Source organism: Bacillus sp. AFS017336, from assembly GCF_002555445.1.
Classification (GTDB): Bacteria; Bacillota; Bacilli; order Bacillales; family Bacillaceae_G; genus Gottfriedia.
The window spans coordinates 166,762-182,712 of the sequence record NZ_NUCO01000011.1 but is presented as its reverse complement, the minus strand read 5'-3'; the positions used below and the strand labels follow the sequence as shown (position 1 = coordinate 182,712).

Here is a 15,951-nt window from a genome sequence, read left to right as displayed (position 1 = left end):
TTTAATTTTACGCCTTATCTCTCATGTTTTAAACATGCTGGATTTAGCACTTTTTAGCATAAGCTAAAGTTGCCGGGTTTCAAAGGGCCAGTCCCTCCACCACTCTCGATAAGGATTATTTAGTTTTTTTATTCAATGAAGATAGTTTACTATATTTATATGATAAAAGAAAGCCATTTATTGAAAAATTTCCAAAAATAAATTTATTCACTTTACATAATGTTATTATTTAATTATTTTTAAAGTGTGCTAATGCAACTAAAGGGTAGATTTCATTATAGCTATGATAATTAATATAAAACTGACCTGGTAGTCCAAGTCCTGTAGGATATGATAGCGCCTTATTAGAAATTTCATTTTGAGAGACTAAATAGTTAATCCCTCTTCTAATCACTTCATCATCTTTATTTCGAATTGTCAGTAAGGCATCAATTGCCCAACCAGTTTGACTAGGTGTACTATACTTTAATGGAATATAAGAACCTTTAACCGTTGAAAATCCTGATTCTCCCCAACCTCCGTCCTCATTTTGAATCGAAACTAACCATTTCTCAGCTTTTTTAATTGCTTCATGATTTTTAGAAACCCCCACAGCTCTTAAACCAGTAATTGTTGCCCACGTACCATATAAATAACAAATTCCCCATCTACCATACCAACTACCATTTGATTTCTGGTTTTTAAACAACCAATCAACTGCTTTTTTAACAATTCGGTCATCATTAGAAATTGATGTATAGTTGCCAATAAACTCCAATATACGCCCTGTTAAATCAGGAGTAGAAGGATCAATAATCGCATCTTTTGCATTTTCAATCGGTAAATGAGTAAGCCACTTATTCGTTACGTTTTTTTCGAATGCTCCCCAACCACCATCGTCATTTTGCAATCCAAGTAAAAAATGAACGCCTTTTAACCAACTTTCTTGAAAGTTTGGTTGATCCATTGCACTTCTTGATAGTGCCCTCAACACGGCACCGGTATCATCATTATCTGGTATAAATGAATTCACATCAGAAAATCCCCAGCCACCAGGGCTTAAATTTTTAGCATGTACAGACCAGTCACCAATCAAATCTTGTTGTTTAGAAAGTAAGTAATGAATAGATTTTGAAATAATCGGATCATTATTTGAATAACCCGCTTCTTGAATTGCATATGACAATAAAGCTGTATCCCAAACTTTTGATGGTGAATTTTGAATATGAAGTCCAGCATCTGTATTCGTCGCATATGAAAGGAGTCCTTGTAGTGCATCTTGAATGACGGAAGATGAAACTTTATATCCTAAAGCCATCAAAGCATAAACCATATAAAATGTAGAACTAGCATAGCTATAAAAGGTTCCATTTGTTTCAATCCGATCTAAAATAAATCGTTCAGCCTTTTCATAGCCTTTTTGATGAAAATATAAAGGATAGGAAGCAAGCTTCTTCCCTTCTTCAAGAATAAATTGATAAAATGTCCCCCGCTCTTCGTTAAACCATTCCATTTCACTGTCTTCTAAAAGATTATCAATATTTAGATCATCTTCTAATTTCACTTTAAAACGTTTATTAATACATAGAATCATAGGTACTAAATGAACCCTAGCATAATTACTTAAATCAAATAAACTTAATGGCATTTTATCAGGCAATAAAAAATAGCTCATTGGAAAGTAAAACAACTTTGGATAGGCAATTAAACCGTGAATGGCAAGAATCATTTTAAGCATAAAATGTGTTTTTTTTATTCCACCATTTTCTCGAATGAATTTTTCTGCTTTCTTCATACTCGAATGATCTTTTGTATACTTTTTTGAGACTAATAAAGCTATGTAAGCTTGTACGGTTGCGTTTAAGTTACCATTTTTTTCATCCTCATATAATTTCCACGCCCCATTCGGATGTTGAAGATTGATAATACGATCAATAATTCCATCAATTAACTGATTGTTTTCGTAACCTAGATCCTTCATAAGTAAAATCATAAAGCTATCTGTTAATAAAGCTCCTTCAAACACAAATTCCCATGAACCATTTTCTTCTTGTCTATTTCTCAAACGTTTGATCCGCTCTTCAATATTTTGAATAACAATATTATCGAGGTCCATTAAACCACCTCAGTTCAATTATTTTCTGGCTGATGATATTTTTCCATTCTTGATGAATGCTCACTATTTATTTCTTCTACAAGTTCCGGTACATCTTCTTCCTCTTTTTTACTAAAATAAACAATCGAAATTACAAAAGCCAGGATGCTAAATGGTAAAACAATAATTTGAAATCCAAACCAAGTAAACGAATGCAAAACTTGAAAAATACTACCCATTACTAAACAAAATGTTAGTAAAAACAAGTCAAGGACAATCGTGCCAATAAATGATTTTAAAATTTTAATTAAAAAATGTTTCAACAATATCACACTCCATTACTAATCTATGATTTAAATATGAAATAATGAATATTCGATGTGATTAGTTATGTTTCATAAAAAAAGAATTCCACAATTATGAAGATTACTCCCATTAGTTTAAATGCGTATTTTTACCATTTTTCTGTAAAATTTCTTTAAAACTATTAAAAGTCTAATCAGAAACTACTAAATATGAATATAGTGAAAGTACAAATAAAAAAGGGGTTTTACAATATGGCAGCAGATTTTGAAGATTTCAAAGCTTTAAAAGATGAAATACAAGAGTTAATAGCAAGTAGTGCAAATGACTCAATCAACTTCAATTTTATCAATATTGAAATTAAAGAGAACCGCATCCAAGTTGAACAAAGAGCAGAAGGTGGCGGTCAGATTAATAGAAATGTTGGTATGAACGCAAACCAAGGCGGTCAAAATGCTAGAAACAACAGCCATACTGCAAATACAAAATCACAATTTGCAGATGGAAATGGCAGAAGTGGTATTGCAGGAAAAGATAACGATGAATTAGGTGGACAACAAGGAATTAAAATCAGAGATAGTAAAATAAAAGAAAGTAAAATCAGAACAGATTCTGAACACAACGAAGGCGCACAAGTTGACGAAGAAAACGCTGAACAATTCCAATTACCAAGATTAAATAGACTTAATAGAACAGATATAGAGGATATAACTGAATAATCAAATAACGATTCACGTTCTAGTCTATGAGTCATGAATCTTTTTAAAATGTGGACAAGTTATTGAAAGTTTTATAAAGTGGATGACTCATTCTATTATTAAAAAATGCGAACAAAAAGTGAACTATATTGATAAAGTTGTGAACTTCATTGATATATGGCTATTATTCGTTGATAAATTACCAATTCTCGTTGATATATCGCTATTCTTCGTTGATATATCACTATTCTCCGTTGATATATTAATAATTGAACGTACTCATAGAAAAAATCCACAAGGAATATTAATTTCCGAGTGGATTTTCTTCATTATAATACTTTTTTTAGTTTAAAATTCCGGCAGATTACTTAAATTGTTTTCTGCAATGCCGTCCGGTTCACTTCTAAGAATGTCTCTGCCATATTTATGGATTACATCTACATGTGCTAAATTTCCATTTTTTGCTTCGCTTAATGCTTGAATATAATCTAATTCTCGGTTAAGACTTGTTCTGAAGCCAATTAAATCGCCATCATCATTTTTACGAACGGCAACAATATGTTCCTTATCTTGATTTACAGTATCATCTTCCCTACCTCGTTGAATTTCACTTTGATTTCTATACTGATCATAGGCTTCCTCAAATCGATCTTGTGTCATTTTAATCTCCTCCTTTTTTATTTAGTTTTGCCATTGATGGATTATGTATAACTATTTGGACTGAAATGTATGAAAACGTTAATCTATCATAAATAAGTCTTTTCTGTTTTTAAAGTAAGATTTTTGCACTAGTTAAATCACTAAAATTTTTCAGTTTTTTTTAGTTTCCACTTCCTATAAACTATAACAAATTCTAGATGCCAAAGAATTTCCATACATATCCAATTCAGTTCAGGAGATACTATATTAAGCTTGAGGGATTCTTTAAGGAGTTGGTTTTAAGCTGGAAAGAAATGCAAAAAACTCAATCCAAATGATTAATAATAAACACCTCTTCTATTTAATGATTTTTACACAATTTGGTTCAGGTATGATCGGTATGCCTAATAATATTTATAATATAGCTGGTCACGATGGATGGATTTCATGCCTAATTGGAGGCGTGTTTGTTCAAATCCTTTTATTTCTTTATTATCGTTTATATAAAAAATTCCCTACAAAAAGCTTTACTGACTATACAAAAATTATTACAAATCCATTCATTGGGACATGTATCAACATTTGCTATTATCTTTATTTTGTATATGTCGTGATTGTCGTATCATTGAGGTTTTCAGATATTATCACAATTTGGATTTTTCCAAAAAGTCCTTCTTGGTTAATTCTGATCCTATTTTTACTAACAGCGTACCAAATAGCGAATAAAGATCTCCAAACGATTGCTAGAACATATATACTATGCTCTTTTATCTTAATCTTTTATATTCTACTTCTTATATATGCATACAAAGACATTCATTTTGGCAGTGTTTTACCGATTGGTCAATCTTCCATTTCAAAGATTGGTTCTGGGTCTTATTGGTCTTTTATAGAAATGTTAGGTTTTGAAATCTTTTTATTTATAACACCAAGCTTTCAGAACTCTAATAAAAAAATTATGACTTTGACTTTCGCAAATATTTTCAACACTTTACTTTGCACTTTTACTATTTTTACTTCTTACATAAGGTTAAGCAATAAAGAAAATAGTTATATCATCGATCCGATTCTATATATCTTTAAAACATACCACTCAAAAATGGTTGAAAGTTTAGATACAATTTATTTAAGCCTGTGTACAATACAAATTTGCGCTACAATAGTTACTTATCTTTATATCATTAGTGAGAGTGTTCATAAGCGTTTATTTGTAATTGTAAAAAGCAGAAATAGTATTTTATTCACCATTATTTTAATTGTATTTGCATTTTACCCACTCATATCATTACGTGTGATAAAAAGAGAAGATATCGTACATTTTGGAAATTATTTGGATCCTGTTTTTATTATCATGATTCCATTTCTGCTATTGCTAATACATAAAGTTAGGGCTTTAATTAAATAAACTTTCAAGAAATACGTTCATTCACAAAAAGGCACAAGTAAATCACACTTGTGCTTCTTTTTTATTTAATTTTACAAAGAACAAAACAGTGTTTTTACCCTCCCATATTTAAAAATTTATATCAATATGCAATTTTTTAATCTAAAAAAAAATATCATTTTACTTGCTAGAATTGTTATTCCACCAAGTTGAAGAAGGATTAAGTGTATTTTAAAATGAATATAATGATAGTTAACATATAAAGGGGAATTAACGATGAAAAATATTTTTAATCAATTGAATACAGAGGAAATTTTAAACCGTATAGACAACTTAACCCCAAGTTCACAACCGCGATGGGGAAAAATGGATGTTGCCCAAATGCTAGCTCATTGCTCAGCATTCCAAGATATAGCAATGGGAAATTCTTTTCCCCCAAGAAGTTTGTTAGGTCGGCTAGTAGGTAGATTTGCGAAACCAATTTTTTCAAATGACAAACAAGTACCTCGTAATATGTCCACTATTCCAACCATTTTGATTACTGATCAAAAAGAATTCGAATTAGAAAAAGAGAAACTAAAGCAAAAAATTATTACATTTCAAAAAGATGGTCCAGAGAAATGTACAATTCATCCACATCCTTTTTTCGGTAAATTTAGCTCAAAGGAATGGGGAATTGGAATTTATAAACATCTTGATCATCATTTAAGACAGTTTGGGGTTTAGTCGTCTATATCTTAGTTTTATAATTCCATATAACTAGGAAACTCGAAATAACGTACAACCTTTTATTAACGCACTAATCTGATAAAAACAAAAAGGAGTCAATCATCGACTCCTTTTTTGTTCAACTAGATATGTTAAATTTTTCTTATTTTATAACTCATGGCCTTCATCAATACAATACCTTATTTTGATTAGAGCTTTTACTTATTATCCTTAATTGTTCTTTTCTCTTTTATTAGTAAAGCTGCTGCTAGTGACCCAATAAGTAAAAGGATCGCAATGGACAAATTTACATCTTTTATTCCAGCGTTGAAAGCACTATAAACAATATGTTTAATGTTTTCAAAGGCTGGCATTTGTTTGAATACTTCAGCCTGTTTGCTATCAAAAATTAGCGAGCCAGCAAAAGCTCCTGCATGATGAAAAACATTGAGCATTTGACTTTTAAATTCAGTATTAATAGATTGCATTTTCATAAAATGTTTATTCAATGAACTGTTATAACCTTCTGTCAATTTAATCCCTAGCATTACCACACCAAATGAAATACCAACTTGACGAAATACGTTTAAAATTCCTGAAGCCATACCAACCTGTTTTTTATCAACAGAACTCATAGCTGCATTAGCGATTGGTGGATTTACCAAAGCATTACTAATTCCTAAAAGTACAAAACCAGGCATTAGATAGCTCCATTCAAAAGGAACTTTGATCATATGGCGAATAAGCATGATGCCAATTGCTCCAATAAATAATGCACCACTAATCAACCAACGATTACCTATTTTCCCAGAAATAATCCCCGCTAATGGGCCCAAAATTATCGTAAACCCACTTATAAGTAGCATTTTAACGCCAGTTTCAAAAGCTGTATATCCCATATAATTTTGCATAAGGATAGTTAAATATGTGAATCCACCATATAAACCTGCACCTAAAACAAACGCCGAAATATTAGCACCATTAAATGACCAATTTCTAAAAATTGATAATTCGATCATAGGTTCTTTTACAATTCTTTCAGTTATAATAAACGCAACTAATAATATGATCGATAAAACTAATAGACTCAAAATATGCCAATCGGTCCACAAATAATTTTCATGTATTTCTTTTTGAATTAAAGCTAATACCATCGTAAAAATGAATGCTGTACTTAAAACAAACCCTAAAAAATCGATTTTTTCATCACTTTTTCTTTCGCTTTCCTGTATGAAGAAAATTCCTAATAGTATTGCCACTATGCCAATAGGTATATTAACCAAAAAGATTGATCGCCATCCAAAACTATCAACTAAGGCACCGCCAATAAGCGGACCAGCGGAAATTGCAAGCCCAACTACACTACTCCAAATTCCTAATGCTAGCCCTCTTTGTTTTTCAGGAAATGAAGCTCTAACAATCGTTAATGATAAAGACATCATTGCTGCTCCGCCAATTCCTTGGAAACCTCTAAAAATGTTCAGCCAAAGATCACTACTTGATATACCACTTGTTAAGGAGCCAATGACAAAAAATCCTAACCCAAATAGAAACACCTTTTTACGCCCGATGATATCTCCTAATTTAGAAACTGGCAATAACATAGCAGCATAAACTAAAGTATAAGCATTTAATACCCATTGTAAATTTGAAAAATTAGATGAAAAATCTTTTTGAATCTTAGGTAGTGCTACATTCACAATCGTAATATCAAGCATTGCCATAAATACAGCTAAACTAACTGTGATTAAAACCCACCATTTTCTATTTGTATTTTCCAAAGTAATACCCCCCTCTCATGTTTGAGTGCACACAAATGCACATATTATATAAAATGAAAAGCACCCTTCTATTCCAAACTCATGAGTGCTTTCATATTATTGGCTGTCTCTTCAAAGATATCGACAATAAATTTTTTATTTGCTTTGTAGTAAATTCCCCGACCTTCTTTTCTTCTTTGTACTATATTAAATCGATTCATAAAATCCAGATGACGAGAAATAACTGAACGATTTTGAGGAAAATTCTCTGCTATCTCTCCAATAGCCATTTCCCCATTAATAGCAAGGAAGATCAACAGTTCAGTTCGAACTGGGTCTAAAATCGCTCTAAAAAATTCAATATTTATATTATCTTCAATCATTTGTTTACATTTATTTGGATCATGATTAATTCCCATCATCTCACCGCCTAATTTCTGTTATATGCATCCGTGCGCACATGTCAACGAATTAATTTTCTTCATTTAAAGACTTTTCTAATTATACTAGTAAGCCATTCTGCAATATAAGTAATTTAACTATGTAAAAAAATTCTTAATAACTCGATTAGTTTCTACTAATTGAAATGAAACTATATACTACTTTCGAGCAAAAAATAATCAAATTTACTTACGATCCCCTTTGATAGATAACTTGTACAACTCCAGAAGTAAACGTTTTCGTGTTAACCAAATTTAAATTCATTCTCTGTTTTAGATCAATAAACAAAGGTTTACCTTCACCTAAAATGACAGGATGAATAGATAATCTAAATTCATCAACTAACCCCAAATTGATAAATGATGTAATAAGACTTGCACCACCGTATAACCAGATATCTTTACCCGACTGCTCTTTTAATTTATTTACTACTTCTGATATATTTTCATTTATATAAATTGCTTTATGCTCTTCATTAGTTTGAGTTCTGGAAAATACATATTTTTCTTTACTATGTGCTAATTTCCACATTTCCTTATCGGCTTCAGATTCATCTATTCCTGGCGTATAATTTCCCCATAAATCGTAGCTTTTTCGACCATATAAAATAGTATCTATTTGATCAAGGAAATTAGTGAAATCCATTTCCGGATCCATAATGCACCAATCAATTTCTCCGTTCTTTCCTTCAATAAAGCCATCTAAAGTAACTGCTAAATCCAAGATTACTTTTCTCTTCAAATCGACTTTGGTCAAAACACTTCCTCCTTTTTTATAGAAATCATCTCGAATCGAATGTTTGTTCTTATTTTTATTATAACAAGCTCTCTTGCCGTTATCAAATACATATTGGCCGTATCTAGAACTATACGAACAGTATGTGAACTTTATTGATAAAGTTGTGAACTTCGTTGATATATTGCCTGTTTTTGTTGATATATTTACTATTTTTGTTGATAAACAGCCAGTTCTCGTTGATATATCGTCGATCATCGTAATTTATCCCTCAATTTCGTTGATTAGCAGTCTAATCTCGTTGATATATCATCAATCCTCGTTATATTTTCCTCAATTTCGTTGATTAACATGCTACTCTAGTAAATAAATCGTCGTTTCTGGAAATATACCACTGAATTTCGTTGTTTAATGGTCAATTCCTTTTAAGATATCCCCAAATTTTCTTAAATCTGCATTTATTATTTTCACCTAATCATATGCCGCTCTTCGAAAACAAAAAACTCGCAAACAACTAAGTTTACGAGTTTTCCAAATTACTTATTTAACAATTTAACTTTCTCAACAAGGAAGTTTAAAATAACATGTGCTGCGATTCGGCTTGTCATGTCACGGAAGTCAATTGTTGGGTCAAGCTCAACTATATCCATTCCACAAACTTTTGGATGTGCTGCAAGATAACAGATGCCGTCTAATAGTGTTTGACTGTCCATTCCACCTGGGCCAATTGCTGGGCAACCTGGTGCGAAGGCTTGGTCTAGTACGTCCATATCAAGGCTAATGTATATTGCATCTACTTTGTCTGCTAAATGATTGATACTGTCATTAATAATTTTTGAGATTCCTAGTTCGCGAACATCACGCATTGTGTGGATCGTTACTCCGTTATTTACTCCGAATTCTGTGTATGGAGCACTATTTGAGAAGTTTCTGATTCCGATTTGAACTAAATGTTCACCTTTTAGAATCCCTGCATCAATTAAACTGCGGAAAGGTGTACCATTTGAGCGTCCACCGTCTTCAATATTTCTTAAGTCGTGATGAGCATCAAATTGGATAACTCCTACTGTTCCGCGTTCTTTTGCAAATGCTGAAATGCTTGGAAAACTAATGCCATGATCCCCACCTAAAATGATTGGCATCGTTTCTTTATATTGGCCTAGCAATTCAGATATTGTTGATCTAATACGATTTCTAGACTCTTCAAGATCTGTCACATGCATCGTAATATCACCAAAATCAGTTACTTTGAAATCTTTTAAATCAATATGGTCTTCAATATGATAAGTACTATAGCTACTTAGCATTTTTCGAATTGAAGCAGGCGCAAAGCTTGCACCTGAGTGACTAATTGATGTTTTAGATAATGGTACACCGATAATTGAGAAATTTGATGCTTCTGTTCCATTCCATGTAGAGATGATTTCATTTGCTTTTGTAACTTGTGAATCTATGAAAATTGCATCTCCTGCTTTTTTAAGATGTGATAGCGACATCGTGTTCACCCCTACTTACTACTAATTTACCATTCTTAAATACTGATTCTACATGATTTACACCAAAATGGTAAGGTACATAAGTATAGTTTGGTACATTCCAAATTACTACATCTGCCCTACGACCAACTAGTAGTTTACCTGCTTGGTCTCCACGATTAATCGCGTGTGATGAGTTAATCGTAACGGCATTCCATATTTCTTCAGGAGTCATTTTTAGTTTAAGCATTGCGATTGTCATAATTAATTGTAAGTTTTCTGTTGGACAGCTTCCTGGGTTGAAGTCAGTAGCAAGTGAAACTGCAACATTATTTTCAATCATTGCTCTTGCAGGTGCAAATTCTGGTTTATTTAAATAGAAAGTAGTGCCAGGTAAAATTACCCCAATTGTATTGCTCTTACCAAGCATTTCTACACCTTTTTCAGATGCTCCACATAAATGATCAGCGGAAATAGCACCAATTTCAGCTGCCATTTCAGTGCCACCAAGAGGATCAATTTCATCAGCATGAATTTTAACTTTAAAGCCTTGTTCTTGAGCTTTTAATAAAAATTCTCTTGATTGTTCAACTGAGAATACACCTGTTTCAGCGAATACGTCTACGAATTCTGCTAGTTCTTCTTCTTTAATTACATCTAGTAAAGAAAGCATCTTTTCTAAGAAAGCTTCTTCGTTTCCTTTATACTCTTTCGGTACAGCATGTGCACCTAAGAATGTTGAAACTAAATCAATCTCATGCTCAGCTTGTAATTCCTTAGCAATTCGAAGTTGTTTTAATTCCGTTTCTTCATCAAGTCCATAACCACTTTTTGCTTCAACTGTTGTTACACCAAATGAAAGCATTCTATTTAAGTGCTGAACAGTTTTCTTTTTTAAGTCTTCAAATGAAGCTAATTTCGTTTGACTTACTGTAGAATGGATTCCGCCACCCATTTCTAGTATTTCTAAATAAGAAGCACCTTGTAATTTCAAACTAACTTCATGCTCACGTGATCCTCCAAAGACCACGTGAGTATGAGGATCAACTAATCCTGGAGTGACTAGCTTACCTTTACAATCAATTACTTCTTTTGCATCAATTTTTTCTACGTTCATTTGTCCGATATAAATAATTTCCCCATCTTTCCATGCGATTTCTGCATTTTCAAGAACTGGTAGATTGCTCATATCTTTTCCATGAATTGGACCATCACCATGATCCATCGTTAATAATTGACCTATATTTGTTAAAAGAATATCTGCTTTCAATTCTAACACCTACTTCATCATTGGGATGTTAACGCCTTTTGCTTTCGCAGTTTCAACAGCTAAATCATAACCTGCATCAACGTGACGAACAACACCCATACCTGGATCTGAAGTTAATACTCTTTCAATACGTTTTGCAGCTGCATCTGTACCGTCAGCAACGATAACCATACCAGCATGTAAAGAGTAACCCATTCCAACTCCACCACCGTGGTGTACACTTACCCAACTTGCGCCATTTACACCGTTAATTAATGCATTTAGAATTGGCCAGTCAGCTACTGCATCACTTCCGTCTTTCATGCTTTCTGTTTCACGGTTTGGAGATGCTACAGAACCGCAGTCTAAGTGGTCACGACCAATTACGATTGGAGCTTTTAATTCGCCATTTTTAACCATTTCGTTAATGATTTTACCGAATTTAGCACGCTCACCATAACCTAACCAACAAATACGTGATGGTAACCCTTGGAATGCAACCTTTTCACGAGCCATACGGATCCAGTTACATAAATGTTCGTTATCTGCAAATTCACGTAAAATTACTTCGTCTGTTTTGTAGATATCCTCTGGATCACCAGAAAGTGCTACCCAACGGAAAGGACCTTTACCTTCACAGAATAATGGGCGAATAAATGCTGGTACGAAACCAGGGAAATCAAATGCATTTTTAACACCTTCATCTAATGCCACTTGACGAATGTTATTACCGTAGTCAAATGCAAGTGCTCCACGTTGTTGCATCGCTAAAATTGCTTCAACATGTACAGCCATACTATGTTTTGCACGTTTAATTACTTCATCTGGATTTTCTACACGAAGTTTCTTTCCTTCTTCCATTGTCATTCCGATTGGTAAATAACCATTTAATGGATCATGAGCTGAAGTTTGGTCAGTAATTAAGTCTGGTACAAAATTGCGTTCTACTAATTGAGGTAAGATTTCAGCAGCATTACCTACTAATCCGATTGCTAAAGCTTTACCTTCGTTTTTAGCTTCAGTAGCAAGTTTTAATGCTTCTTCTAAATCGTGAGTTAACACGTCACAATATCTAGTGTCAATACGACGTTGAATTCTTGTTTCATCTACATCAATTCCGATTACAACTCCACCATTCATTGTTACAGCTAATGGTTGAGCTCCACCCATACCGCCAAGTCCTGCAGTGATTGTGATTGTACCTTTTAAGCTTCCGCCGAAATGTTGCTTAGCTGCTTCTCCAAATGTTTCATAAGTACCTTGTAAAATACCTTGTGTACCAATGTAAATCCAGCTACCAGCAGTCATTTGGCCGTACATCATTAAGCCTTTTTCATCTAATTCACGGAAGTGCTCCCAAGTTGCCCATTTTGGAACTAAGTTAGAGTTAGCTAATAAAACACGTGGTGCATCTTCATGAGACTTAAATACTGCTACTGGCTTACCTGATTGAACTAATAATGTTTCATCGCTCTCTAATTTCTTTAATGATTCAATAATTGCATCAAAGCTTTCCCAGTTTCTTGCAGCTTTACCGATTCCACCATAAACGACTAAGTCTTCTGGTCTTTCTGCTACTTCTTCATCTAAGTTGTTTAATAACATACGAAGTGCTGCTTCTTGAACCCAACCTTTAGTGTTTAACTCAGTACCTATAGGTGCTTTTAAAGATCCTTTTGTGATTTCCATTTTTATTCCACCCCACTTAAATTTGTGTTTGTTTTGTATAGTTTCTAGCAATGAAATTTTCTTTTAAATAAGTAGTTAATTTTTCAATGTCTTTAGAGAACACGCGATCTCTAGTAATTGATGGAACTGTTTTACGAGCATCTTCCATAAATTTTCTAGTTGTTTCAGACATTTTTTCGATTCCTTTATATTCAACACCTTGCATTGCACAAATACATTCAATTGCTAACACTCGTCTAGCATTTTGTAGAATTTGGTATGCGTGACGTGCACCGATTGTTCCCATACTTACATGGTCTTCTTGGTTTGCAGAAGACGGAATTGAGTCAACGCTCGCTGGATGTGCTAATGTTTTGTTTTCAGAAACTAAAGCCGCTGCCACATATTGCATAATCATTGCCCCAGATTGTAATCCTGGTTCTGGACTTAAAAATGGTGGTAAATCATTTAATTGTGGGTTTACTAAACGCTCGATACGTCTTTCTGAAATATTTGCTAGCTCAGCAACTCCTAATTTAAAGAAGTCCATCGCAAATGCGATTGGTTGACCATGGAAGTTACCACCAGAGAATACATCATCACCAAATAATAATGGATTATCAGTTGCTGCGTTCATTTCGATTTCTAATTTCTCTTTTGCGTAGTTCAGAACTTGCCAGCTAGCACCGTGAACTTGAGGAATACATCTTAATGTATAAGCATCTTGAACTCTGATTTCACCTTGTCTAGTTGTTAATTGACTTGTTGCTAAAATATTGCGGTAACGCTCAGCTACTTCAATTTGTTCTTTATATCCACGAGCAATATGAATTCTTTCATCAAATACATCTGTAATACCATTTAATGCTTCAAATGTAATAGAAGAAATTAATTCACTTTGATAAGCTAGCTCTTCACCTTCAAGATAAGTAAGAATACCCATTGCTGTCATTGCTTGAGTACCATTAATTAAAGCTAAGCCTTCTTTTGCTTCTAGAGTGATTGGTAAAATACCTTCTTTTGCTAAAGCTTCAGCAGTTTCCATACGTTTTCCTTTATAGAAAACTTCACCTTCACCAAGTAAAACTAAAGCTAAGTGAGATAAAGGAGCTAAGTCTCCACTTGCACCTAATGAACCTTGAGATGGGATCACTGGGTGAATTTGAGCATTAATTAATGAAAGTAATTTTTCAACGACTACTAAACGAACACCAGAGTGACCTTTTAACATCGTATTTGCGCGAAGTACTAACATTGCTCTTGAAACTAATTCAGGGAATGGTTCACCAACGCCGCATGCATGAGAAGCAATTAAGTTATATTGAAGTGTTGAAACATTTTCTTTTTCAATTAATACATCACTAAATTTTCCGAATCCTGTAGTAATACCATAAACAACTTTGCCATTATTTACGATTTCTTCTACCTTTTCTCTACATGCTTTTACTGCAACTAAGCTATCTTCACTTGCTTTTACATATGCCATTTCGAATAAAATACTTTTCATTTGTTCCATTGTTAAGCTATTACCAGTTAAAGTTACCATTAATAAAACACCTCCGAATTTTGTAAAAAAACACAGAAGGAGGCTATGAGACGTAAAAATTTAATCTTACGAATCATAGCCCCCTATCATCTAATAAACTATGGGCAATTATATGTGATTAATACCTAGTCCTGCCGATTCATGCTCTGATCCTTTAATAGGAGCACCAATCGTACCGTATAGTGCAACTGCAATCCAGTCACCCTCGTTCACGTTTTTATACGGTTTACCTCTAACAACAGCAAATCTAAGTCCTACTGTTCTAAGAACGTCACCTAATTGAACGTGACCTCTTGTTACGCCTTGAATTGCTTCAAGAGTTGCATGATATAAAGAATGAACTTCTCTATAAAGAGCTCCATTAATTACACCATTCTGTTTGGCAGCGGTTTCAATCGCAGCAACAACTTTTTGTGAATCCATTGTACCGACTTTACCTACACACCAAACTACGTTTTCATTTTTCATTAATTCTTCTTCATGTTCAGTCAACGCAAGCATCATTGCTGTTCGACCAATTCGTTGATTTTGCTCTGCCATACGCTAATACCTCTTAGTTAATTCTCTAATAAACTAGTATCTGATTACATTATATGCCAACAATTAGTAAACTTCAATATTTTCAGATTATTATTTTTAAAAAATATTTTTTTATTAATTCTTGTTAGAACATTCAAAATATTCTTTGGGAAATTATTATTTAAGAAGCCTTGTCCATTTTTCTTCTATTATCAATAAAATTATTTGGTGATTAACCAAAATAGGTACTTAAATAACTGATCGCCGTTTGTTTAAGATTTTTTTCTTAACACTAGCTGCCAAGTAACACAAAAACAATCAGTAACCCAGGTAACCTTACTAAAGTCATTCATTTCTACTGGTCCCATAAGTACTTTCCCATCACTCTTCAAGCCGTCAAAAATTAAATCGAACTCTGCATCGTTTTTACATTCTAAATAAAAGGAAACAGCCCAAGTAAAATCTGGGCAAGATTCTTTATCCATATCCAAGACCATAAAAGTCTGCCCTAGAATTTCAATGATGCCATTCATGATTTTCCCCACTACACCACGGTCTTCTTTTGTAAATCTTCGAAGAGAAACGAGTTTTGAATCCGGAAAAGTACGAATATAATAATTCATCGCTTCCTCCGCATTACCACTAAACGTAAGAAATGGAATAATCCTTTGCCCTGATACAGCGGGTATTACTTGTTCCTGTGTCATCTCTCTAAAACCTCCAAACAATTTGTAATTAACTCATTTTAGAAC

At 33.3% G+C, this 15,951-nt stretch carries 15 protein-coding genes and 1 riboswitch; of the genes, 3 read left to right on the top strand and 12 right to left on the bottom strand.

Annotation, left to right across the window (positions count from 1 at the left end; genetic code table 11):
- Positions 1 to 11 precede the first annotated feature (11 nt).
- A riboswitch (SAM riboswitch) is annotated at positions 12 to 115 on the bottom strand.
- 114 nt (positions 116 to 229) lie between these two features.
- Entirely contained in the window at positions 230 to 2,095 is a 1,866-nt protein-coding gene (shc, locus tag CN601_RS05800) for a squalene--hopene cyclase (protein ID WP_098170430.1), read from the bottom strand.
- Between the two features lie 14 nt (positions 2,096 to 2,109).
- Positions 2,110 to 2,397: a hypothetical protein gene (locus CN601_RS05795; RefSeq protein WP_098170429.1), complete on the bottom strand. Its 288-nt coding sequence runs from the start codon at positions 2,395 to 2,397 to the stop codon at positions 2,110 to 2,112.
- A 234-nt stretch (positions 2,398 to 2,631) separates the two neighbouring features.
- On the opposite strand from CN601_RS05795, the gene CN601_RS27465 reads away from it, so the two are divergent.
- Entirely contained in the window at positions 2,632 to 3,096 is a 465-nt protein-coding gene (locus tag CN601_RS27465; RefSeq protein WP_257131623.1) for a hypothetical protein, read from the top strand.
- Between the two features lie 327 nt (positions 3,097 to 3,423).
- Here CN601_RS27465 and CN601_RS05780 read toward each other — a convergent pair whose 3' ends face one another.
- On the bottom strand, positions 3,424 to 3,735 hold the full coding sequence (locus tag CN601_RS05780; RefSeq protein WP_098120774.1) for a DUF3892 domain-containing protein: 312 nt from the start codon (positions 3,733 to 3,735) through the stop codon (positions 3,424 to 3,426).
- A 313-nt stretch (positions 3,736 to 4,048) separates the two neighbouring features.
- Between CN601_RS05780 and CN601_RS05775 the strand changes: the two genes are divergently transcribed.
- Both CN601_RS05775 and CN601_RS05770 read left to right on the top strand, forming a co-directional pair.
- Positions 4,049 to 5,119: a GerAB/ArcD/ProY family transporter gene (locus tag CN601_RS05775; protein WP_098170427.1), complete on the top strand. Its 1,071-nt coding sequence runs from the start codon at positions 4,049 to 4,051 to the stop codon at positions 5,117 to 5,119.
- Positions 5,120 to 5,374: 255 nt separating this feature from the next.
- Positions 5,375 to 5,824 (top strand): DUF1569 domain-containing protein, encoded by a 450-nt coding sequence (locus CN601_RS05770; protein ID WP_098170426.1) that lies wholly within the window; start codon positions 5,375 to 5,377, stop codon positions 5,822 to 5,824.
- 200 nt (positions 5,825 to 6,024) lie between these two features.
- Here the strand turns inward: CN601_RS05770 and CN601_RS05765 are convergent, their stop codons facing one another.
- The 9 genes from CN601_RS05765 to CN601_RS05725 all read right to left on the bottom strand — a co-directional run bounded on the left by CN601_RS05765 (position 6,025) and on the right by CN601_RS05725 (position 15,906).
- Complete coding sequence (locus CN601_RS05765) at positions 6,025 to 7,587, bottom strand: MFS transporter (protein ID WP_098170425.1); 1,563 nt, start codon at positions 7,585 to 7,587, stop codon at positions 6,025 to 6,027.
- Between the two features lie 68 nt (positions 7,588 to 7,655).
- The gene (locus CN601_RS05760) at positions 7,656 to 7,985 is read right to left on the bottom strand and encodes an ArsR/SmtB family transcription factor (protein WP_098170424.1); all 330 of its coding nucleotides are present in this window, start codon (positions 7,983 to 7,985) and stop codon (positions 7,656 to 7,658) included.
- A gap of 211 nt (positions 7,986 to 8,196) precedes the next feature.
- Positions 8,197 to 8,748: a dihydrofolate reductase family protein gene (locus tag CN601_RS05755; RefSeq protein WP_257131625.1), complete on the bottom strand. Its 552-nt coding sequence runs from the start codon at positions 8,746 to 8,748 to the stop codon at positions 8,197 to 8,199.
- 530 nt (positions 8,749 to 9,278) lie between these two features.
- Entirely contained in the window at positions 9,279 to 10,238 is a 960-nt protein-coding gene (gene hutG / locus CN601_RS05750; RefSeq protein ID WP_098170422.1) for a formimidoylglutamase, read from the bottom strand.
- Positions 10,219 to 11,442 (bottom strand): imidazolonepropionase, encoded by a 1,224-nt coding sequence (hutI, locus tag CN601_RS05745; RefSeq protein WP_218923233.1) that lies wholly within the window; start codon positions 11,440 to 11,442, stop codon positions 10,219 to 10,221. Before hutI ends, hutG begins: the two co-directional genes overlap by 20 nt.
- 54 nt (positions 11,443 to 11,496) lie before the next feature.
- Complete coding sequence (gene hutU / locus CN601_RS05740; RefSeq protein WP_098170420.1) at positions 11,497 to 13,155, bottom strand: urocanate hydratase; 1,659 nt, start codon at positions 13,153 to 13,155, stop codon at positions 11,497 to 11,499.
- A 16-nt stretch (positions 13,156 to 13,171) separates the two neighbouring features.
- Positions 13,172 to 14,680, bottom strand: coding sequence for a histidine ammonia-lyase (gene hutH / locus CN601_RS05735; protein WP_098120782.1), 1,509 nt, complete (start codon positions 14,678 to 14,680; stop codon positions 13,172 to 13,174).
- 108 nt (positions 14,681 to 14,788) lie between these two features.
- Complete coding sequence (gene hutP, locus CN601_RS05730; RefSeq protein ID WP_098120783.1) at positions 14,789 to 15,220, bottom strand: histidine utilization transcription antiterminator HutP; 432 nt, start codon at positions 15,218 to 15,220, stop codon at positions 14,789 to 14,791.
- A 251-nt stretch (positions 15,221 to 15,471) separates the two neighbouring features.
- On the bottom strand, positions 15,472 to 15,906 hold the full coding sequence (locus CN601_RS05725) for a VOC family protein (RefSeq protein WP_098170419.1): 435 nt from the start codon (positions 15,904 to 15,906) through the stop codon (positions 15,472 to 15,474).
- Between the last annotated feature and the right edge of the window lie 45 nt (positions 15,907 to 15,951).

Excerpts from the sequence above, each read along its gene's own strand:
- shc (WP_098170430.1), bottom strand. The coding sequence starts at position 2,095 with ATGGACCTCGATAATATTGTTATTCAAAATATTGAAGAGCGGATCAAA.
- CN601_RS27465 (WP_257131623.1), top strand. The coding sequence starts at position 2,632 with ATGGCAGCAGATTTTGAAGATTTCAAAGCTTTAAAAGATGAAATACAA.
- CN601_RS05780 (WP_098120774.1), bottom strand. The coding sequence starts at position 3,735 with ATGACACAAGATCGATTTGAGGAAGCCTATGATCAGTATAGAAATCAA.
- CN601_RS05775 (WP_098170427.1), top strand. The coding sequence starts at position 4,049 with ATGATTAATAATAAACACCTCTTCTATTTAATGATTTTTACACAATTT.
- CN601_RS05770 (WP_098170426.1), top strand. The coding sequence starts at position 5,375 with ATGAAAAATATTTTTAATCAATTGAATACAGAGGAAATTTTAAACCGT.
- CN601_RS05760 (WP_098170424.1), bottom strand. The coding sequence starts at position 7,985 with ATGGGAATTAATCATGATCCAAATAAATGTAAACAAATGATTGAAGAT.
- hutG (WP_098170422.1), bottom strand. The coding sequence starts at position 10,238 with ATGTCGCTATCACATCTTAAAAAAGCAGGAGATGCAATTTTCATAGAT.
- hutI (WP_218923233.1), bottom strand. The coding sequence starts at position 11,442 with ATGGATCATGGTGATGGTCCAATTCATGGAAAAGATATGAGCAATCTA.
- hutU (WP_098170420.1), bottom strand. The coding sequence starts at position 13,155 with ATGGAAATCACAAAAGGATCTTTAAAAGCACCTATAGGTACTGAGTTA.
- hutH (WP_098120782.1), bottom strand. The coding sequence starts at position 14,680 with ATGGTAACTTTAACTGGTAATAGCTTAACAATGGAACAAATGAAAAGT.
- hutP (WP_098120783.1), bottom strand. The coding sequence starts at position 15,220 with ATGGCAGAGCAAAATCAACGAATTGGTCGAACAGCAATGATGCTTGCG.
- CN601_RS05725 (WP_098170419.1), bottom strand. The coding sequence starts at position 15,906 with ATGACACAGGAACAAGTAATACCCGCTGTATCAGGGCAAAGGATTATT.